The 21,359-nt window shown below is 50.3% G+C and carries 17 protein-coding genes; 14 read left to right on the top strand and 3 right to left on the bottom strand.

The window, feature by feature from the left end:
• Window positions 1–86: 86 nt before the first annotated feature.
• Complete coding sequence (gene ycaO / locus ACX9GV_RS10785) at window positions 87–1,856, bottom strand: 30S ribosomal protein S12 methylthiotransferase accessory factor YcaO (RefSeq protein WP_473195513.1); 1,770 nt, start codon at window positions 1,854–1,856, stop codon at window positions 87–89.
• Between the two features lie 156 nt (window positions 1,857–2,012).
• Between ycaO and ansB the strand changes: the two genes are divergently transcribed.
• The 9 genes from ansB to lpxK all read left to right on the top strand — a co-directional run bounded on the left by ansB (window position 2,013) and on the right by lpxK (window position 14,517).
• A complete protein-coding gene (ansB, locus tag ACX9GV_RS10780) occupies window positions 2,013–3,059 on the top strand; it encodes an L-asparaginase 2 (protein WP_473195512.1) in 1,047 nt (348 codons plus the stop codon).
• A 324-nt stretch (window positions 3,060–3,383) separates the two neighbouring features.
• Window positions 3,384–4,469 (top strand): 3-phosphoserine/phosphohydroxythreonine transaminase, encoded by a 1,086-nt coding sequence (serC, locus tag ACX9GV_RS10775; RefSeq protein WP_023489348.1) that lies wholly within the window; start codon window positions 3,384–3,386, stop codon window positions 4,467–4,469.
• A 106-nt stretch (window positions 4,470–4,575) separates the two neighbouring features.
• Window positions 4,576–5,856 (top strand): 3-phosphoshikimate 1-carboxyvinyltransferase, encoded by a 1,281-nt coding sequence (aroA, locus tag ACX9GV_RS10770; protein WP_473198019.1) that lies wholly within the window; start codon window positions 4,576–4,578, stop codon window positions 5,854–5,856.
• A 225-nt stretch (window positions 5,857–6,081) separates the two neighbouring features.
• On the top strand, window positions 6,082–6,768 hold the full coding sequence (gene cmk, locus ACX9GV_RS10765; RefSeq protein ID WP_023489346.1) for a (d)CMP kinase: 687 nt from the start codon (window positions 6,082–6,084) through the stop codon (window positions 6,766–6,768).
• Between the two features lie 283 nt (window positions 6,769–7,051).
• A complete protein-coding gene (gene rpsA, locus ACX9GV_RS10760) occupies window positions 7,052–8,728 on the top strand; it encodes a 30S ribosomal protein S1 (protein ID WP_023489345.1) in 1,677 nt (558 codons plus the stop codon).
• 61 nt (window positions 8,729–8,789) lie between these two features.
• On the top strand, window positions 8,790–9,074 hold the full coding sequence (ihfB, locus tag ACX9GV_RS10755) for an integration host factor subunit beta (RefSeq protein ID WP_023489344.1): 285 nt from the start codon (window positions 8,790–8,792) through the stop codon (window positions 9,072–9,074).
• 360 nt (window positions 9,075–9,434) lie between these two features.
• A complete protein-coding gene (locus ACX9GV_RS10750; protein ID WP_473195511.1) occupies window positions 9,435–11,744 on the top strand; it encodes a ComEC family protein in 2,310 nt (769 codons plus the stop codon).
• Window positions 11,745–11,779: 35 nt separating this feature from the next.
• Window positions 11,780–13,531 (top strand): lipid A ABC transporter ATP-binding protein/permease MsbA, encoded by a 1,752-nt coding sequence (gene msbA / locus ACX9GV_RS10745; protein ID WP_473195510.1) that lies wholly within the window; start codon window positions 11,780–11,782, stop codon window positions 13,529–13,531.
• Window positions 13,528–14,517, top strand: a complete 990-nt coding sequence (gene lpxK, locus ACX9GV_RS10740) for a tetraacyldisaccharide 4'-kinase (RefSeq protein WP_473195509.1) — start codon at window positions 13,528–13,530, stop codon at window positions 14,515–14,517. The genes msbA and lpxK overlap by 4 nt, the downstream gene beginning before the upstream one ends.
• A gap of 222 nt (window positions 14,518–14,739) precedes the next feature.
• Here lpxK and hglS read toward each other — a convergent pair whose 3' ends face one another.
• Window positions 14,740–16,152, bottom strand: a complete 1,413-nt coding sequence (hglS, locus tag ACX9GV_RS10735) for a 2-oxoadipate dioxygenase/decarboxylase HglS (protein ID WP_473195508.1) — start codon at window positions 16,150–16,152, stop codon at window positions 14,740–14,742.
• Between the two features lie 781 nt (window positions 16,153–16,933).
• Between hglS and ACX9GV_RS10730 the strand changes: the two genes are divergently transcribed.
• The 5 genes from ACX9GV_RS10730 (at window position 16,934) to ACX9GV_RS10710 (ending at window position 20,550) form a co-directional block, all read left to right on the top strand.
• Window positions 16,934–17,155, top strand: coding sequence for a cold-shock protein (locus ACX9GV_RS10730; RefSeq protein WP_023489339.1), 222 nt, complete (start codon window positions 16,934–16,936; stop codon window positions 17,153–17,155).
• A 110-nt stretch (window positions 17,156–17,265) separates the two neighbouring features.
• On the top strand, window positions 17,266–18,495 hold the full coding sequence (locus ACX9GV_RS10725) for a winged helix-turn-helix domain-containing protein (protein ID WP_473195507.1): 1,230 nt from the start codon (window positions 17,266–17,268) through the stop codon (window positions 18,493–18,495).
• A 123-nt stretch (window positions 18,496–18,618) separates the two neighbouring features.
• Window positions 18,619–18,801: a Trm112 family protein gene (locus ACX9GV_RS10720; RefSeq protein WP_023489337.1), complete on the top strand. Its 183-nt coding sequence runs from the start codon at window positions 18,619–18,621 to the stop codon at window positions 18,799–18,801.
• Window positions 18,798–19,547 carry a 3-deoxy-manno-octulosonate cytidylyltransferase gene (gene kdsB / locus ACX9GV_RS10715; protein WP_023489336.1) on the top strand — a complete coding sequence of 250 codons (750 nt, stop codon included), beginning with the start codon at window positions 18,798–18,800 and terminating at the stop codon, window positions 19,545–19,547. The genes ACX9GV_RS10720 and kdsB overlap by 4 nt, the downstream gene beginning before the upstream one ends.
• A gap of 106 nt (window positions 19,548–19,653) precedes the next feature.
• Window positions 19,654–20,550 (top strand): YcbJ family phosphotransferase, encoded by an 897-nt coding sequence (locus tag ACX9GV_RS10710; protein WP_473195506.1) that lies wholly within the window; start codon window positions 19,654–19,656, stop codon window positions 20,548–20,550.
• Here ACX9GV_RS10710 and elyC read toward each other — a convergent pair whose 3' ends face one another.
• On the bottom strand, window positions 20,551–21,330 hold the full coding sequence (gene elyC, locus ACX9GV_RS10705; RefSeq protein WP_473198018.1) for an envelope biogenesis factor ElyC: 780 nt from the start codon (window positions 21,328–21,330) through the stop codon (window positions 20,551–20,553).
• Window positions 21,331–21,359: the final 29 nt, after the last annotated feature.

The raw sequence follows: 21,359 nt of genomic DNA, 5'->3' as shown, positions 1-21,359 counted from the left end.
TCATCCATGAGGTTCACCCTGCGGGCCAGCGTAAGCACTGTTTAAAACACTCTGCGTTTTGTCATGCAACTCGAATTATTGTGTGTTTAGACTGATCCCTGCACCCAGTATCGGTCTTTGGCTTTTTGCAGTTTGCTGTAAGCCGCCAGTAATGCCTGGTGTGCCGGTAAGGCGTTTAAGGCCGGGTCAATAGCAAACAAACCATGGAAGCGTTCGCTGCCATTAATGGCGGCAGAGGCTGCGTCAAGGGCGGGTTGCCCATACATTTTGACCAAAGCACTATGATATTGAGCGGGGTCGCGTTCCGCTTCCAGAGCTAACTGAAGGCATGTTTGCAAACAACGGTAATAATTGCTGCGTTCAGCGCTAAACAGTGAGGCATTAAACTCCAGTGTCCATTCGGCCCAGATCAGCGCCTGCTCCAGATCGCCTCCCGCCAAGGCCAGCATCGATTTCAGTTCGCCCACGCGTAATGTGTACCAGGCATTGTCTTTGCCAGTAGCGAGGCCCAGCAATTCACGCACCCGGGTGAAATCGTCTAATCCTTCATCATCCAACTGTTGCAGCAGAGCCAGATACTCTTCTGCTTGCCAGTGGCTGTCTGGTAATTGCAATAAAGTGGCACGTAAATGGGCTGCCATACTGTTGTTGGCCAGGATCAGATCTTCTGCCGGATAAATATCAGACATGCCAGGCACAATAATACGGCAGGCATAAACCCCCAAGTGCTGGTAATCCGCAATGTATACTTCAGCCTCTTCCTGATTAAAAATGCTCATCAAGGTGGAAAACTCTTGTTGCGTGGTGCCGCTGAAATTCCAATCGACAAAAGGATAATCCGCATCTTGCTTGAACATATCCCAAGAGATTAAGCCGCTGGAATCAATAAAGTGCGTTTCCAGATTGGTGTGCTCGGCGACTTCTTCATTATCAAAGGTAGGAGGGCTAAAGACATCAAGATCTTTTAAGCCACGCCCTTGCAGCAGTTCAGTGACAGTGCGCTCTAATGCGACACCAAAATCCGGGTGGGCACCAAAGGAAGCAAAACAACTGCCATTGGCTGGGTTGAACAGCACCACACAAATCACCGGATAGTGGCCACCCAGCGAAGCATCATAAGCGAGGATTGGGAAACCTTCGGCCTCCAGTTTGGCGATAGCTTCAACTACTTCAGGATAACGGCTTAACACCGCGCTGGGAATTTCCGGTAAGCTGATGGATTCAGCAATAATGCGGTTCTTGATATAACGCTCGAACACTTCAGAAAGCGCTTGAACGCGAGCTTCGCTGGTGGTATTGCCCGCAGACATGCCGTTGGAGACATACAGGTTGCCGATAATATTCATCGGAATATAAACCGTCTGCTGGTCTGACTGGCGGCTGAAGGGCAGGGCACAGATACCGCGCTGCGCATTGCCTGATTGAAGGTCCACCAGATCACTGGCTTGCAGTTCCTGTTCAGGGTCGTAAAACGCCTGCAAGTGTGGGTCTAACAACCCCGCAGGTAATGCATTATCTTCCGGGATAGGGAACCATTTTTCGTGTGGATAATGGACAAAGTCGCTTTGTGCAATTTGCTGACCTAAATAGAAATCAGCAAAGAAATAGTTAGTGGAGAGACGCTCAAAGTATTCCCCTAATGCCGAGGCCAAGGCGGCCTTTTTACTGGCACCTTTGCCATTGGTGAAGCACAGCGGACAGTCGCGATCACGGATGTGCACCGACCAGACATGGGGAACTGGATTGAGCCAAGAGGCTTCTTCAATATTAAAACCCAGATCAGATAATTTTTGCTGAAAACCGGCGATGGAATCTTCCAGTGCGGCGTCTTTACCGGGAATAAAAGTTTGCGTCATGGTGGTCACTTATTGGGCATACAGAGAACGCACAATAATACGAGGTTTTAGGCTGAAGCTCCATATATTCCTAAATTTGCATGAATATCACAGTTTTTATAATGATAAATTATATAATTCGGCAGATTATTATTTTATCAATCATGGGATAAGACAATGAAATCAATAAAATTGAGTGTCATGGCATTACTCATGGCCGGGGTGAGCAGTTCTGCACTGGCATTGCCTAATATCACCTTGTTAGCTACGGGGGGAACCATTGCTGGTGGGGGGCAATCTGCTACCCAATCAAATTATACCGCTGGCAAGTTGGGGGTGGAGGCGTTAGTCAATGCCGTTCCAGAGCTGAAAACAGTTGCCAATGTGAAAGGGGAGCAACTGGTAAATATTGGTTCGCAGGATATGAATGATGAGGTGTGGCTCAAGTTAGCAAAAAAAATCAATGCGGACTGCGCCAAAACCGATGGCTTTGTCATCACCCATGGCACAGATACTTTGGAAGAGACGGCCTATTTTCTTGATTTGACGGTCAAGTGTGACAAACCGGTGGTGATCGTTGGCGCCATGCGCCCAGCTACCGCCATGAGTGCGGATGGCCCGTTCAATTTATATAATGCGGTGGTTACCGCAGCGGATCCACAGTCGGCCAGACGTGGTGTGCTGGTGGCTATGAATGATACGGTACTCGATGGCCGCGATGTGACCAAAACCAATACCACGGCAGTGCAAACTTTCCAGTCCCCCAACTTTGGACCGCTAGGGTATATCCACAATGGTAAAGTTGATTATCAACGTTCACCGCAGCGTAAACATACTACTGCAACACCGTTCGATGTCAGCAAATTAACCACCTTGCCGAAGGTAGGCATCATCTATAACTATGCCAATGCATCAGATGCTCCAGCAAAAGCCTTGATCGCAGAAGGTTATCAAGGGATTGTCAGTGCCGGTGTTGGTAATGGCAACTTGTATAAAACTGTGTTTGATACATTGGCCAAAGCCGCAAATGATGGCGTGGCGGTGGTTCGTTCTTCTCGTGTTCCGACCGGTTCAACCACCGAAGATGCGGAAGTGGATGATACTAAATATGGTTTTGTGGCCTCAGGGACATTAAACCCGCAAAAAGCCCGAGTTTTGCTGCAATTAGCTTTAACGCAAACCAAAGACGCCAAACAGATCCAGGCGATGTTTAATCAGTACTAATCATGCTATCTGCAGGGGGTGTGATGCCCCCTGATATTGTTTATCTTCGCTGCAAAACCCCGCCCTTTGAATGACGATGTTTCCTGCCCTTACAAGAATAAGCATTGCAGCCGCGTTAGGTGAGTGATAAAACCTGATGGGTGGATTTGGCGTTGCGGTTCAATAGGACGGCGAGTGGCGCCATTGGGTATCAACATCTATTTAGTGTATCAACATCTATTTAATTTGGTTTATTCAGGTGGTGGCCGATTACTGCAACTTGAATAACGAAGGGTGAGTCGACACACCGGTTTGTGCGGCAAACAGTCAATGTAGTGAGGGGAAATGACACAGGTTTATAACTTTAGCTCTGGCCCGGCAATGTTGCCGGTTGAAGTGTTGCGTCGTGCTCAACAAGAACTGTGTAATTGGCATGCGCTGGGGACTTCAGTAATGGAAATCAGCCACCGCAGTAAGGAATTTATTGCCGTTGCCGAAGAGTCTGAACAGGATCTGCGTGATTTGCTGAAAATCCCTGCCAATTACAAAGTGTTGTTCTGCCAGGGTGGCGCACGTGCACAATTTGCTGCGTTGCCGCTAAACCTGTTGGGCAATAGTACCAAAGCGGATTATATCGACGGTGGCTACTGGGCTCACAGTGCCATTCTTGAAGCAGAGAAATACTGTCAGCCGAATGTTATTGATGTTAAAACTTCGGTGGACGGGTTAAGTGCCATCAAACCGATGAAAGAGTGGCAGCTCAGTGATGATGCCGCGTATGTACACTATTGCCCAAATGAAACGATTGATGGCATTGCGGTGGATGAATTGCCTGATTTTGCTAATAAAGTGGTGATTGGCGATTACTCTTCAACGATTCTTTCCAGTCCGCTGGATGTGAGCCGTTTTGGTGTTATTTATGCCGGCGCGCAGAAAAATATTGGGCCCGCTGGTTTAACGCTGGTGATCGTGCGTGACGATCTGCTGGGTAAAGCACGCCGCGAAACTCCTTCGACGCTCGATTACACGGTATTAGCGGAAAATGATTCGATGTTCAATACGCCGCCGACGTTTGCCTGGTACCTTGCTGGCCTGGTGTTCAAATGGCTGAAAGAGCAGGGTGGCCTGGTGGAAATGCAAAAGCGTAATCAGGAAAAAGCGCAACTGCTGTATGCCACCATTGATCAGTCGGATTTTTATCGCAACCGCGTTGCCACGGCTAACCGTTCCTTGATGAATATTCCTTTCCAGTTAGCCGATCCTGTATTGGATAAAGTCTTCCTGAGTGAAGCGGAAGCTATTGGCCTACAAGCGCTGAAAGGGCACCGTGTAGTAGGGGGAATGCGCGCCTCAATTTATAATGCTATGCCGTTGGCAGGTGTGAAGGTATTAACTGATTTTATGGTTGATTTTGAACGTCGTCATGGCTGAGCCTGACGTTTACTGACGTGTATAGTTGTTGTCCTTTGGTATTAAAGCGGCTCCGGTGATATCCCGGGGCCGTTTCGTTGATCAGATTGTGGAGAATGTTGTTGATATGGTCGATTCCCTGACGTTACAACCGGTTGCTTTAGTCGAAGGCACCGTCAATTTACCCGGCTCCAAGAGCGTATCCAATCGTGCTCTGCTGCTGGCTGCACTGGCTCAGGGAACTACCCGGCTGACTAACCTGCTCGATAGCGACGATGTCCGTTATATGTTGAATGCGTTGCAGGCGCTGGGGGTGAAGTACCAACTCTCTGATGATCGCACCCGTTGCGTCGTGGAAGGCGGGGCTGGCCCTCTGGTAGCAAAACAGCCGCTGGAACTGTTCCTTGGCAATGCCGGTACGGCAATGCGCCCATTGGCAGCGGCATTGTGCCTGGGGCAGGGTGATGTGGTTCTGACGGGCGAACCCCGCATGAAGGAGCGGCCGATTGGCCATTTGGTGGAGGCGCTACGTCAAGGGGGCGCGCAAATAGATTATCTTGAGCAGACCGACTACCCACCAGTGCGCCTGCAGGGTGGTTTTCGCGGTGGGGATGTGACGGTGGATGGCAGTGTTTCCAGCCAGTTTCTGACCGCTCTGCTGATGATGGCTCCGCTGGCAATGCAGGATACCGCCATCCATATCAAAGGTGAGCTGGTTTCCAAGCCTTATATCGATATTACGCTACACCTGATGAAAACCTTTGGTGTTGAGGTCACTCACGAAAACTATCAGGTATTCCATATTGCTGCTCAGCAGCAGTATTGTTCACCGGGGGATTATCTGGTGGAGGGGGATGCCTCTTCAGCCTCTTATTTTCTGGCCGCTGCGGCGATCAAAGGCGGCACAGTGCGTGTCACCGGGATCGGCAAAAAAAGTGTCCAGGGCGATACCAAGTTTGCCGATGTACTGGAAAAAATGGGGGCTCATATTACCTGGGGGGATGATTTTATCGAGTGTCGCCGTGGTGAGTTGCAAGGTATCGATATGGATATGAATCATATTCCAGATGCTGCCATGACCATTGCTACCACCGCTCTGTTTGCTGAAGGCCCAACCACTATCCGCAATATTTACAATTGGCGCGTAAAAGAAACCGATCGACTGGCGGCCATGGCCACTGAGTTGCGCAAAGTGGGGGCCGAAGTGGACGAAGGGGAGGATTACATCCACATTATACCGCCGAGCAAGTTACAGTTTGCCCGAATTGAGACTTATAACGACCACCGCATGGCGATGTGTTTCTCTCTGGTGGCCCTGTCTGATACCCCGGTGACGATTCTTGACCCCAAATGCACGGCCAAGACATTTCCGGATTATTTTGAACAATTGGCACGTATCAGCCAATAGGCCTGATTTCTGCTCTATTGATGATTTCTCACTCGCCAGGATGGTCGTAGCTGATTGAATTCTATCTGTGGCTTTTGCAGCGTAATGGTTTTATTTTCAGCAACCAGTGCGTTCTGGGGTAACAGTAAAGCTGACAGGGGAGTATAATACGCCGCCGAATCTGCTCCAGTGGGGGCAGATAGCAGGCGCATCCCTGTGAGGTTTTCTACCCGAAGGAGAGAAATAATGATGGCTACAGCCCCGGTAATAACCGTTGATGGGCCAGGTGGAGCGGGTAAAGGCACGCTGTGTAAAGCGTTGGCCGAATCCCTTGGATGGCATTTGCTGGATTCTGGTGCCATTTATCGTGTATTGGCTCTGGCTGCATTACACCATCAGGTGGATATCACCTCTGAAGAGGCATTAGTTCCCTTGGCCGCCCATCTTGATGTTCGCTTTGTTGCGCAGGACGGCAAGTTACAGGTTATTTTGGAAGGCGAGGATGTCAGCAACGAGATCCGCCAGGAAACTGTTGGTAATACGGCATCGCTAGTGGCTGCTTTCCCGCGGGTGCGCGAAGCATTATTGCGCCGCCAGCGAGCGTTTCGTGAGGATCCCGGCCTGATTGCCGATGGTCGTGATATGGGTACCGTCGTCTTTCCTGATGCGCGAGTTAAAATTTTTCTTGACGCCAGCTCAGAAGAGCGCGCGCATCGTCGCATGCTGCAGTTGCAGGAAAAGGGCTTTAGTGTTAACTTTGAGCGTCTTTTAGCCGAGATAAAGGAACGGGATGACCGTGACCGTAATCGGGCTATTGCGCCCTTGGTGCCAGCTACTGATGCTCTGGTGCTGGATTCTACCAGCATGTCGATCGAAGAAGTGATCCAGCGGGCGTTGGCGTATGCACATAAAATATTGGCGTTGCCGCAGTAATAAATACGGCGGCACCTTTCTTTTTTGTCATATTTGCCACCGTATTGCGTAGCAGTATTGAAATATATCGGGTAAAATTTTGCCCTTGTGATTTATATCGTGATTCATGCAACTGCAGTGCAGCCAGTGGGCCATCTAATTTGCGCCTGTTGTTGCGGTAATGTGCATGATGACATTTATAGAAACCTGGTCGGCATGGAGCCAATGACTGGGTATGTGAAACAACCCCATTCGGCGGGATGCTAAATGGACGTTAAACTAAAGAACCCTGAAGATTAACAACATGACTGAATCTTTTGCTCAACTCTTTGAAGAATCCCTGAAAACAATTGAAACTCGTCCGGGCTCCATCGTTCGTGGCGTGGTTGTTGCTATTGATAAAGATATCGTACTGGTTGACGCCGGTCTGAAATCTGAATCCGCCATTCCGGTAGAGCAGTTCAAAAACGCACAGGGTGAGCTAGAAATCCAGATTGGTGACGAAATTGACGTTGCGCTGGATGCTGTTGAAGATGGCTTCGGTGAAACTCTGCTATCCCGTGAGAAAGCGAAGCGCCACGAAGCTTGGATCACGCTGGAAAAAGCTTACGAAGAAGCTGAAACCGTTATTGGTATTATCAACGGTAAAGTTAAGGGTGGCTTCACTGTTGAGCTGAACGGTATTCGCGCGTTCCTGCCAGGTTCTCTGGTTGATGTGCGTCCGGTCCGCGATACTCTGCACCTGGAAGGCAAAGAGCTTGAGTTCAAAGTGATCAAGCTGGACCAAAAGCGTAATAACGTTGTTGTTTCTCGTCGTGCAGTAATTGAGTCCGAGAACAGCGCAGAACGCGATCAACTGCTGGAAAACCTGCAGGAAGGCATGGAAGTTAAAGGTATCGTCAAGAACCTCACTGACTACGGTGCATTCGTTGATCTGGGCGGCGTTGATGGCTTGCTGCATATCACCGATATGGCTTGGAAGCGCGTTAAGCATCCGAGTGAAATCGTTAACGTTGGCGACGAAATCACCGTTAAAGTGCTGAAGTTCGACCGCGAGCGTACCCGTGTTTCTCTGGGCTTGAAGCAACTGGGTGAAGATCCATGGGTTGCTATCGCCAAGCGTTACCCAGAAAGCACTCGATTGACAGGCCGTGTGACTAACCTGACTGATTACGGCTGCTTCGTTGAAATCGAAGAAGGCGTTGAAGGTCTGGTGCACGTTTCTGAAATGGATTGGACCAACAAAAACATCCATCCGTCCAAAGTGGTTAACGTGGGCGATGTAGTGGATGTGATGGTTCTGGATATCGATGAAGAACGTCGTCGTATCTCTCTGGGCCTGAAGCAGTGCAAATCCAACCCATGGCAGCAATTTGCGGAAACCCACAACAAAAACGACCGTGTTGAAGGTAAAATCAAGTCTATCACTGACTTCGGTATCTTCATCGGCCTGGACGGCGGCATCGACGGCCTGGTTCACCTGTCTGACATCTCCTGGAACGTTGCAGGGGAAGAAGCCGTGCGTGAATACAAGAAAGGCGACGAAATTGCAGCAGTGGTCCTGCAGGTTGACGCAGAGCGCGAGCGCATCTCTTTGGGCGTGAAGCAACTGGCTGAAGATCCGTTCAATAACTACCTGTCTGTGAACAAGAAAGGGACTATTGTTACTGGTAAAGTCACAGCAGTTGACGCGAAAGGTGCTACAGTTGAATTAGCAGGCGGTGTAGAAGGTTACCTGCGTGCATCTGAAGCCTCTCGCGACCGCATTGAAGATGCAACTCTGGTTCTGAAAGTGGGTGACGACGTGGAAGCTAAATTCACGGGTGTTGACCGCAAGAATCGCGTTGTAAGCTTGTCTGTTCGTGCTAAGGACGAAGCTGACGAGAAAGATGCTATCGCTACTGTGAATAACAGCAAGCAGGAAGAAAGCAATTTCTCTAACGCTATGGCTGAAGCTTTCAAAGCGGCTAAAGGCGAGTAATGACGGGGGGCGGCATTGACCGCCCCGATACGGTAGTTTAGCTGCAAAGCTTGGAGGAACTATGACCAAGTCTGAACTTATAGAAAGACTTGCTGGTCAGCAATCTCATATCCCGGCGAAGGCCGTTGAGGATGCTGTGAAAGAGATGCTTGAACATATGGCAGCAACATTAGCCGAAGGTGAACGCATTGAAATTCGCGGATTCGGCAGTTTTTCTCTTCACTACCGTGCTCCGCGCGTTGGTCGTAACCCAAAAACGGGTGATAGAGTTGAGTTGGACGGCAAGTACGTTCCTCACTTTAAGCCAGGTAAAGAGTTACGTGACCGTGCCAATATCTATGGATAATTATAATTCATAGAGTTGTTGCTTGTAATAAATGAAAGCTAAAACGGTGCCTCAGTAAGGGCACCGTTTTTTATAGTGACACTATTCCTCTCCCCGTTGTTAATTTTCACCCGCCTCGCCGCTTTTCACCCAGCCCTCGCAACGATCACAGCAATGCAACGTCAATCACCGATAGTTTGCGTATCACTTCCCATGCACTGAATCAGCCACTGGTGGCGACTTAGCTGAGCGTTAATATCCCCAGTGGATATAACTGTCACCATTCAAGCTGCAGCGGTGTTGGCTACGCGTGTTCACCCTGGTCACATAGCTATCTATGCTCCCAGGGATTCACGTACTTGCCGCCTACCTGCAATTTGAATGGACTTGGTTATAAAACATCAGGTAAGGAGCGTGGATATCAGGGTCTCGATCGATACAGCAGCGATGGCGCTAGTCATAGGGATGTTGCCACTGCTGTTTTTGCCGTATTTACCCTCATGGTCACAGTTGAGTGGCGTGGCTTTTGTCGCCCTGCTGCTATGGCGGCAAAAACAACAGTATTGGTGCCAGGTGTTATGTTACCTATTACTGGGGTTTATATTGGCAACGGGGAGTGCCAGCGTCTTGATGCGCCAAGTTACTACGTTATCGGTGGGCGGGGATCAAGATGTTATGGCTACTGTGCGCAGTATCAAGCTGGAAGGCGTAGAGATACCGCAGGTACAGTTCCGCATTGAGCAAGTGAATGGTCGTTGGCTCATTCCTGCACTGACGTTTATTGCCCAAAGCCCCAGTGAAAATATATGTGCCGGGCAGCAGTGGGCACTAAAGGTTCGCTTTCGCCCAGTACATAGCAGTTTGAATGAAGGCGGGTTTGATGGCCAGCGTTGGGCGATGGCTAATCGACAACCCTTACGCGGTTATCTCCGTTCGGCAACGGTGGTGAATGAAAACTGCCACTGGCGGCAGCAAATTATTACCACTATGGATAATCAGTGGGGGGCGCTGGCACAACGCCCGGTGTTATTGGCGTTGGCATTTGGTGAGCGCATGTTGATGGATGGCAACAGCCGGGCACAATTGATGAAAACCGGCATCGCACACCTGATGGCGATTTCTGGCTTACATATTTCCCTTGCTGCGGCGTTTGCCTGGGCTGGTGCGCGTGGGGTGCAGTTTTTTCTGCCTGCACGCCTTATCGGTTATCGATTGCCCCTACTTACTGGCTGGGTGATGGCGCTCAGTTATGTCTGGCTGGCAGGAGGGCAGCCGCCAGCAATGCGTGCTTTTATTGCCCTGTCATTATGGCTCTGGTTGCGTTTTAAGGGGGTCTCTTGCTCTTCTTGGCAGGTTTGGTTGTGGTGTATCTGCCTGCTTTTGTTATTTGATCCACTGGCGATACTGTCGGACAGCTTCTGGCTCTCTGTTTTAGCGGTGGCGGCACTGATTTTTTGGTTTGAATGGGCACCATTACCGGTACGATTTACCTCTTTTTGGGGGTGGGCGCCGCTACGTTGGCTGCATATCCAGCTCGGGATGACGCTGTTGTTGATACCATTACAATTTGGTTTGTTCCATGGTGTCAGTTGGACCTCTTTACCGGCCAATCTCTGGGCGGTCCCCATTATCTCACTGTTGTCGGTCCCTTTGATTTTACTGGCGATGATACTGTTTTTTATCCCTTGGCTGAGCTTTTGGTGCTGGCAATTGGCAGACCTTACCATTAGTTGGGCGCTATGGCCGCTTCCCTGGTTAGAGCAAGGGTGGTTGCAGGTGGGGGCGGTGCTGCTGCAGTTCAGCACGCTTGGTTGGTTAGCAGTGATCGGCTGGCGTTTTGAGTGGTGGCGCCGCTTTCCTGCAGGCTGTATCACGGTGGTACTGGTCTGTTTGCTCTGGCGGGATCGTTCAGCAGATTATCACTGGCGGGTAGATATGCTGGATGTGGGACATGGCCTGGCGGTGGTGATTGAGCGTGAAGGGAAAGCGGTGATTTATGATAGCGGCAACCGTTGGACAACCTCCAGCGCGGCAGAGCGTATTATTTTACCCTTTTTGCATTGGCGGCAGATTTCTCTGGAGCATATTATTATCAGCCATAGCCATCTTGACCATATTGGCGGCTTGCCGGTGTTGGAGCAGGCATTTCCCCAGGCTGCTGTTCATACGCCGCTAATTCATGAACGCCATTTGCCCTGTTTACAAGGGCAACAGTGGACGTGGCGCGGGTTGAATTTCCAAGTATTGTGGCCGCCACAGCGGGTAGAGCAAGCGGGTAATGATGACTCCTGTGTGGTACGGGTTGATGATGGCAAGTTCAGCCTCTTATTAACTGGCGATATCGAGCGCCGGGCAGAGCAGGGGCTGTTACGCCAACGCGCCAAATTACCCGCCACACTATTGCAGGTACCCCATCATGGTAGCAGGACCTCATCATCCCCCCCTTTTTTGCGCGCAGTGGCACCAGAACTGGCGATGGCTTCGGTTGCCCGTTATAACGCCTGGCGTTTACCGGCGGAAAAAGTGATTAAAGATTATCGGCAAAATCATATTGCCTGGCACGATACTGCGCATTCTGGGCAGTTGAGCGTGTTTTTTTTCGACAATAGCTGGCAAGTTAAAGGTTTTCGGGAACAAATAAATCCACGTTGGTACCATCAGTGGTTTGGCGTAAAGAGTGATAATGAGTAGAATAGGCCGCTATTTCTTTCGATGCTGGTATCTGCATGATGAATGATAAAGATCTCTCCACCTGGCAGACATTCCGTCGCCTATGGCCGATGATCACACCTTTTAAAGCGGGCCTGATTGTGGCCGCTATTGCGCTGGTTTTAAACGCAGCCGGGGACACCCTGATGTTGTCGCTGCTCAAACCCCTGCTGGATGAGGGTTTTGGTAAAGCCGACAGCCGCGTACTGGTCTGGATGCCCCTGGTGGTGATTGGCCTGATGTTAATGCGTGGTGTCACCAGCTACGTTTCCAGCTATTGCATCTCCTGGGTGTCTGGCATGGTGGTGATGCAGATGCGTCGCCGGCTATTTGGTCATATGATGAGAATGCCGGTGGCATTTTTTGACCAACAATCCACCGGGACGCTGCTTTCACGAATTACCTATGATTCTGAACAGGTGGCATCTTCCTCTTCAAGTGCACTGGTCACCGTGGTGCGTGAAGGGGCATCGATCATCGGCCTGTTTATCATGATGTTCTATTATAGCTGGCAACTGTCGTTGATCCTGATCTTGCTGGCACCCATCGTCTCCTTTGCTATTCGCATGGTGTCCAAACGGTTCCGCAATATCAGCAAAAACATGCAGAATACCATGGGGCAGGTGACTACCAGTGCTGAGCAGATGCTGAAAGGGCATAAAGAAGTGCTGATCTTTGGTGGCCAAGAAGTGGAAACTGAACGTTTTAATAACGTCAGTAACCGTATGCGTCAGCAAGGGATGAAACTGGTCTCCGCCTCTTCAATCTCTGATCCCATTATTCAGTTGATCGCTTCATTGGCATTGGCATTTGTCTTGTATGCCGCCAGTTTCCCCAGTGTGATGGAAACCCTGACTGCCGGGACTATCACCGTGGTGTTTTCAGCCATGATCGCCTTAATGCGTCCGCTGAAATCACTCACTAACGTCAATGCTCAGTTTCAACGTGGTATGGCTGCATGCCAGACACTGTTTTCCATCCTGAATATGGAACAGGAAAAAGACACCGGCACGCGCCAAATAGAGCGTGCCACTGGCAATATTGAATTTCGTCACGTGACCTTTTGTTACCCCGGCCGCGAAATTCCGGCACTGCGGGATATCAACCTAACGATATCAGCAGGTAAAACCGTCGCCTTAGTGGGGCGCTCTGGTTCAGGCAAGTCAACCATTGCCAACTTACTGACGCGTTTTTACGACGTTCAGGAAGGGGAAATATTAATGGATGGGCATGATCTGCGGGAATATACCTTGGCTTCACTGCGTGATCAGGTCGCTTTGGTATCGCAGAATGTACACCTGTTTAACGATACCATTGCCAATAATATTGCCTATGCCCGTGAACAGCATTATAGCCGTGAACAGATTGCAGAAGCCGCACGGATGGCCTATGCCATGGATTTCATTGACAAAATGGAACATGGCCTGGATACGGTTATTGGGGAAAATGGCGTGATGCTTTCTGGCGGTCAACGCCAACGTATTGCCATCGCCAGGGCGCTGCTGCGTGACAGCCCGATTCTGATCCTGGATGAAGCTACCTCGGCGCTGGATACGGAATCTGAACGTGCTATTCAGGCTGCGCTCGATGAACTGCAGAGAAACCGCACCTCGTTGGTGATTGCCCACCGCTTGTCTACCATTGAGAAAGCCGATGAAATTCTGGTGGTGGAAGATGGGATTATCCTCGAACGTGGTCAACATGCGGCGCTGATTGAGCAGAAAGGCGTATATGCGCAACTTCACCGTATGCAGTTTGGTCAGCAATGATAGAGCGCATCTGGTCTGGCGGTTCACTATGGTATTTGCTGCTGTTGCCGTTCTCTTGGCTCTATGGCCTGGTGAGCAATGTAATTCGCCTGAGTTATCGCTGCGGCTTCCGTAAAAGTTGGCGAGCTCCGGTACCGATTATTATCGTCGGCAACCTTACTGCTGGCGGCAATGGCAAAACGCCGATGGTGATTTGGCTGGTAGAGCAGTTGCAACAACGTGGCTACCGCATTGGTGTGGTGTCGCGAGGCTACGGCGGGAAGTCAGCGGTCTATCCGTTAGTATTGGGGCCGCAGACCACCACACAACAAGCGGGTGATGAACCGGTTTTAATCTATCAGCGAACCGGTGCACCTGTCGCGATTTCTCCTAAGCGTGTTGAGGCGGTTCAGGCACTGTTGCAGCAGCATCAATTGGATGGGGTGATTACCGATGATGGCCTCCAGCATTATGCGTTGCAGCGTGATTTTGAATTGGTGGTGATTGACGGGGTACGCCGTTTTGGCAATGGCTGGTGGTTACCCGCAGGCCCCATGCGTGAGCGCGTATCCCGTCTTAACACCGTGGATGCCTGCGTGGCTAATGGCGGCGTGGCGCAAGCGGGGGAAATCGCCATGAAATTACAGGCACAGCAGGCAGTGAATGTGATGAGTGGCGAGCAACGCCCGGTGCTTGAGCTGACACCGGTTGTTGCCATGGCAGGGATTGGCCATCCACCACGTTTTTTCGCCATGCTGGAGAAACTGGGTGTGAAAGTTGATCACGAGGTGGCTTTTGCTGATCATCAACAATACACCCAGTCACAATTAACGGTGTTGACCCAACCCGGGCAAACACTGCTGATGACCGAAAAAGACGCGGTGAAGTGCCGCGCCTTTGCCCAAGCAAACTGGTGGTATCTACCGGTTGACGCCGTACTTCCTGCCGAACAGGCAGAACAACTGTTACAGAAAATCGAGCAGCAGCTTAACAAGGTGCGTAGCTAGTCAGTTGCCTTCAAGTTGCTGTCAGGAGCGGAGAGGGCATGACCTGCTTATACATAAGTCAAACCCCTAATAATTGTGCCTAATGCCGCTTCACATTGAGCGTCCGGCTGGTGGGCATGATGCGGAACGCCGACACGCCGTGAACCCGTCCGTGGGGGCTCGTATCGCGCATCCATGCGCTCAACGGTCAGCTAACCTGCATCATACCCATCGTTAGCACGATTAGTCGCCGCCATTTAGAGTATGAACCCCTAATGCCTGCGCGCAAGCCGCTAAAGAGCGTTGTTGTGTCTGTTGGTACAGTTGCTGCTCATCAATGACTTTAGCCCCTAACGCCTGCTCAAAAGCCATACGGCTTGATGCGGAATCATATTGTGCACGCTGGCTGTCACCCAGATTAGATTGAAAAATACCAGCCGCGCTGACGGGGAGAAAATCCTCATACACTAACGGCTGAAAACGGATGTGATCCAGCGCGATAAGCTGTTCGAGCGTGCTGTGTTGATCTCTTGACTCTTTGGCAGCCAGCCCGCGCTCGGTAGGGAAATAACGGAACCAGGCCAGTTGTTGCTCACGTAATACTTGGTAATCGTCTGGGAAACCCTGGAAGTGATCTGCCAATAATTGATTATATTGAGCCGCATTGCTTTCGGTCGGCGTTGCTTGAAAGCGGTCATTGGTCGCTTGCAGCAACTGATCATAAAGTGCCCGTCCTTTGGGCGTTAAAGCGGCGCCACGCTGTTCAATTTCACCGAAGCGGGCAGTATGGTGCCCGGCCATCTGGCGGCCATCTGGCTCAACGAAAAGCACCTTTTCCTCCAGCGCTTTGAAACTGGTCTGTCGTAACAAAATAGGGCACTTGCGCAGTGGTGGGCCTTCAATCACTGCTTTAGGGCAAATGCCGCGCTCAGGCATGGCAGACTGAACCCGGTCAATGTCCAGCGTTCTGGGTGTTAAGTGGTTGATATGCGGCCCTTTGAAGGCGACGACATCGGCAATTAAACGATGTTGATCGTGCAATTGTTGATATTCGCTCGCGCTGACTGTGGCCACACTATGCCAACGGAAGGTTTCAAGGGCTTGTTCAACAAACTCATTGGCTTGCTCAGTGGTTAATCCGCCCTCAGCCTCGTGTAGTGCGATCAGCTCCTGTGTTCTGGTGGTGAAAATAGAACGCTGTGCCAGTAACTTTTCAGCTTGTTGGCGCAATGGCGGGTTTTCGATCAGTTCGAGTCGCAGTAACGAAGTGAACACACGAAATGGGCTGACTTCCAGATCAGACTCGTGTACCGCACGAAATGCAGTTGAATGGACAGGCACTCCTGCAGTTGACAAGTCATAGTAACCGACCGGTGACATCCCCATCACGTTGAACAGCTGCCGCAACGTTTGTAACTCTTGTGCTGTTCCGACACGGATAGCGCCATGGCGCTCCATGGTTAACCGGCCAATCTCGCCGGTAATTTGCAGGCAGTGCGCTAAAGCGGCATCTTCACTCAACATCTGTCGGTTGGTTTCCGCTACCAGATCAAGTAATTCGCCGTACAATGGAACCTCTTTCTGATACATGGCCGAGAGAGCCCGCGAGAATTTGGCGCGAATGTCATTGGGTGAGACGAAAGGCGAGCCACTCATATGCTTGCTCCTTAACGTTAAGAATTTGAAAACTCGGTCTTGCGCTGCGCGGATAATAGGGTGTCCGGCAGAAAGCATTGTTGGTCATACTTGAGTTCATTCAAACGGTTGGGGAGTCGCTTAGCTCCTGACTATAATTCAACTTATCTAGAGTATAATCACTGGGATAAAATGTTATGGTGTAATTTATTGCGAAAAATGTGATAAACCTCTTGTATTGATTAATGGTTTATGAGTAAATGCAACTTCCCTTGCTATGCAGGTGGGTTTGAGTTTAGAAAATAAGGTTTAGAAAGTTAAGATTTAGACGCTAAGATTTATGAAGTTAGCGTTAAGCAGTTCCTCGCCAGACGTCATCATCCGATTACACTGCAAAGATGAACCTCCTAAGTCCTTCCTAATAAGTAATGATTCTGAAACCAGTGATTTGCCGGAAGATAGCTTTCATAACTGTATTGATACTCAAAATAATTCCAGTGGTTTGACAAAACGCTGAGCGTTGGTGCTTGTCCCAGTCAGGGTGGAACCCAGAGGGGCAGGTCACAGAACATGGCTGACAAACATGCAACATAAAATAGGTTGATTTGTCATTAAATTGCCATATTGCTGGAATAGGCTTGCTTTATTGAGCAAGTGATCGCGTATTAACAGTAAGTGCTAGTACGTTTTTTATTTTTGCCCACGAGAGCTCTGTCACAAGAAACTCAAGTAGGGGCTGATAGCATCCGGACGATAATAAAAAAAGTGTTGTTAAGGGTGCACAAATGTAAGGAATTAAATAATGTTTAAAAATAGTGGATTAAAAATGGGCCGAGTGAAATGGTTTGATCAGGCTGAAGGCTATGGTTTTATTTCTCCGGTCGATGGTAGTGACGAAATTTATGTTAGTCGTCGGGCGATCGCCAATACCAACAAAAAATCGTTAAACGAAGGCCAGAACGTTGAGTTCTCAATTTATCGTAGTTCTCACGGGTTGACCGCAGCAGACGTTATCGCGTTCTGATCCCCACTTTCTCACCAGTGCCGGAGTCGCTCCCCCTGACGCACTGGTGATGAAAACCCCGCCAATATCTTCTATCATCAGACAACGATTCAATATCGCTGGATAGCAGGATGCTAAACCCCATTATTTCGCTTCACTCTGCCCGAGCCCTTCATCTTGCTGCTCAAGGCTTGCTTACCCCGATGAAACGCCAGGCTCGTCCCGACGATGTCATGGCTGCCATCGAGCGTATGGGCTTATTACAAATTGATACCATTAGTGTGGTGGCGCGTAGCCCTTACCTGGTGCTGTTCAGTCGTTTGGGCCACTATCAGCCAGCCTGGTTAGAGCAGGCTTTAGCCAGTGGGCAATTATTCGAGTATTGGGCCCATGAAGCCTGCTTTATTCCGATTGATGACTTTGCGTTATTACGTCATCGCATGCTGGCACCACAAACAATGGGTTGGAAATACTCGCAGGCTTGGGTGGATAAACATCACTTGGCCATTGAAAAACTGTTGCAGCATATCGAGCATCATGGTCCCGTGCGCTCTGCCGATTTCAGTGCCGGAAAGAAAGGCAACAACGGCTGGTGGGATTGGAAGCCGGAAAAACGCCATCTTGAAGTGCTGTTCACGGCAGGCCAATTAATGGTGGTTGAACGCCGCAACTTTCATCGAGTCTACGATCTCACCCAACGACGGTTGCCATCATGGAATGATGAAGCGCATAGCTTACCACCAGCGGAGGCACAACAAGCGATGTTACGCCGTAGCTGTCGCTATCTGGGCATCTTTAAAGCCGAATGGCTGGCGGATTATTACCGCTTAAAGCAGGTTAAGCCAAAAAAGATGCTGGCATTGTTAGCAGAGCAACGCGAGATTTTGCCCGTTAGGGTTGAGGGCTTGGCAGGGGAGTTTTATGTACATCAATCACTGGCCACTGAGTTGGCGTTGGCAGAACAGGGGAAATTGAAGTCCAGCGTGACCTGCTTGCTTTCGCCTTTTGACCCAGTAGTTTGGGATCGTCGCCGTGTGCTGGAACTGTTCAATTTTGACTATCGGCTGGAATGCTATACGCCAAAAGAGAAACGACAGTACGGCTATTTCACCTTACCGTTACTGCACCGAGGTGAGCTGATAGGGCGAGTGGATGCAAAAATGCACCGCAAGCCAGGTATTTTTGCTGTGATAAGTCTCCATTTAGAGCCGGGTATCACGTTGAATAAACGACGCTGTCAGGATATCTCACAAGCAATAACCCGTCTGGCTGATTGGCATGGCGCGCAGCAGATTACGCTGGGGGAGGTACCCACGCAGTTAGCCACCGCATGGAGGCAGTGGCGGGACGAAAATGCTTAAATACTCACCTGGCGATGATTCAGCTCATTACTTACGTTGATCAGACGATGATTAAATAGTGCTATAGCGTTATGCTATTCTCTGACAAAATTCCCTGAAGATAGCTCTTCCCTTGGAGAAAGCATGGATCACCGTTTACTCGAAATCGTTGCCTGTCCGCTGTGCAATGGCAAGCTCTATTACAATAAAGCTCATCAGGAGCTGGTTTGCAAATTAGACAGCCTGGCCTATCCATTGCGCGATGGCATCCCAGTATTGCTGGAGAATGAAGCGCGTTCACTGTCATTAGATGAGAAACCTGCATGAGTTTTATTGCTATCATTCCTGCGCGTTATGCCTCTACCCGTTTGCCGGGTAAACCCTTGGCGGATATTCACGGAAAACCGATGGTGGTGCATGTGATGGAACGTGCACGTGAATCGGGCGCGTCTCGCGTTATTGTCGCCACTGATCATCCCGATGTGGCGCAAGCGGTAGAAATGGCGGGGGGTGAGGTGTGTATGACCCGTGCTGACCATCACTCCGGTACTGAACGCTTGGCGGAGGTGATTGAAAAGTACGCCTTTGCGGATGACCAAATTATCGTCAACGTACAGGGGGATGAGCCCTTGATCCCGCCGGTTATTGTACGCCAAGTGGCAGAAAATCTGGCGGCTTGCCGTGCTGGCATGGCGACGCTTGCCGTGCCGATAACCACGGCGGAAGAAGCCTTTAACCCGAATGCGGTTAAAGTGGTGATGGATGCACAAGGGTATGCCCTCTATTTTTCCCGCGCCACCATTCCTTGGGATCGCGAACGTTTTGCCCAATCGAAAGCGAGTATCGGCGATAGCTTATTACGCCACATTGGTATCTACGCGTATCGTGCCGGGTTTGTGCGCCGTTACGTTAGTTGGCAACCTAGCCAGCTTGAACAGATTGAATTACTCGAGCAGTTGCGTGTGCTGTGGTACGGCGAAAAGATCCACGTTGCGGTAGCCCATGCTACCCCGAGCGTCGGGGTCGATACGCCAGAAGACTTACAGCGGGTGCGAGACAGTTTAAAGTCGTAAGCCGATTTTGGCCGGACAACAATGTTATACCCAAGCCGATTCAAGCGCAGCGCATACCGCGACCGCTTGAATGGCGGGTTTTTCTTAATCTGGAGGACCCCGTCCCATGGAGCAGTTGCGTGCCGAATTAAGCCTTGTTTTGGGGGAGCCGATTAGTCGCTTGGAGCGCGTCAGTGAGCAGCCCTATGCGCATATGTATTCATTGTACGACCAGCAGGATCATGCGATCCCGTTGATGGCGAAAAGTTATGTTTGTGAAGGTATTGCACAACAGGAAGCCTACAAACTCTCGATGCTGTCACGTGAAGGGGATATACGCTTACCCACGGTTTTTGGTGTGGTCTATAGCCATCAGTCCTCCTATAAAGAGATCATGCTAATCGAACGGTTGCGTGGTGTCTCGGTTGAAGCCCCAACGCGGACACCTGATCGTTGGAATGTTCTGATGGAGCAGATTATCGATGGGGTATTAGCCTGGCATCGTATTGATAGCCATGGCTGTGTCGGTACTGTAGATAGTACGCAGGAAAATGACTGGTTCAGTTGGTATCAACAGCGTGTCGAAGTTCTGTGGTCCAGCGTGAGCAATATGAACTCACCGTTATTGACCATGGCGGACCGTCGTCTGCTTTATCGCACGCGTGAAATGTTAACGACGTTTTTTGCTGGTTTTGATGACCCTTGTGTGTTGGTTCACGGTAACCTTTCGTTACGCAGTATGCTCAAAGATGTCAAAACCGACCAATTACTGGCAATGCTCAATCCAGGAATGGTGCTGTGGGCACCCAGAGAATATGAGCTGTTCCGGCTGTGTGAAGCAGGTATGCCTGAACAGTTGCTGTTCCGTTACTTACAACGAGCGCCAGTAGCCGACTCTTTTTTATGTCGGCGTTGGTTATATGTGGTGTGGGAAGCGGTGGCGAGAATGATCCATACCGGCAAGCTCGACCGGCCGCTGTTCGATCAAGCATCGAAACAATTGCTGCCTTGGCTGGCCAATTAATCATTCCTGTTCGCTGGCGCTATTATTGCTGCTCTTTAACCGCTGCCAGAGCCTACCCAGGGTTTCATATACTGCGCGTTCGCTGTGCCCAAGGAACATGGCAGATGGCATCACGCGATCCCAGATGTTCAAGGGGGAGCTGATCGCCAACTGGTTGGCAGGTGCCGGGATAGGGTGTAACCCAAGCGCGGTAAAGAACACCATGGCACGTGGCAGATGATTGGCCGATGTCACCAGAAGAAACGGCTGTTGCCCGACTAATTTAGCAACCTGTTCGGCTTCTTGCTCGGTGTCTAACGGGCTCTCTAGCATGACAATATCGCTAGAGGGAACCCCCAGGCTTTCAGCGACACGGGCTGCGGTGGCAGCGCTACTCAAGGTATTGGCACCACGTCCGCCAGTAAACACCATCTTGCTACTAGGATGTGCCAGATATAACCTGACACCCTCGGTGACCCGTGGCAGGCTGTTGTTAAGCAGATTTGAGCTGGGTGCCCAATCTGGATTAAACGTGTAACCGCCACCCAGCACGACGATATAGTCAATCGGCTCGTTGCCACGATAGGTCATATAGTCTGATTCCAGTGGGCGTAACAGGCGATCGGCGATGGGTTGCAGGCTGAGTAGCAGTAACAGCAACCAACTGAGGCTTAAAATAATTTTGCCGCTTTTTTGCCAGCGAGTGAACCACAGCAGTGACAACGCCAGCCCCATCAGCAATAACAACATGGGCAGGGGCATCATCAGGTTGCCGATGAGTTTTTTTAGATGAAATAACAGCAAAAAACGCTCCTTTTGGGCGAAAAAGC

The organism is Serratia sp. 25CWL12, from assembly GCF_055790885.1.
This window is presented reverse-complemented; position numbering and strand designations above follow the sequence as displayed.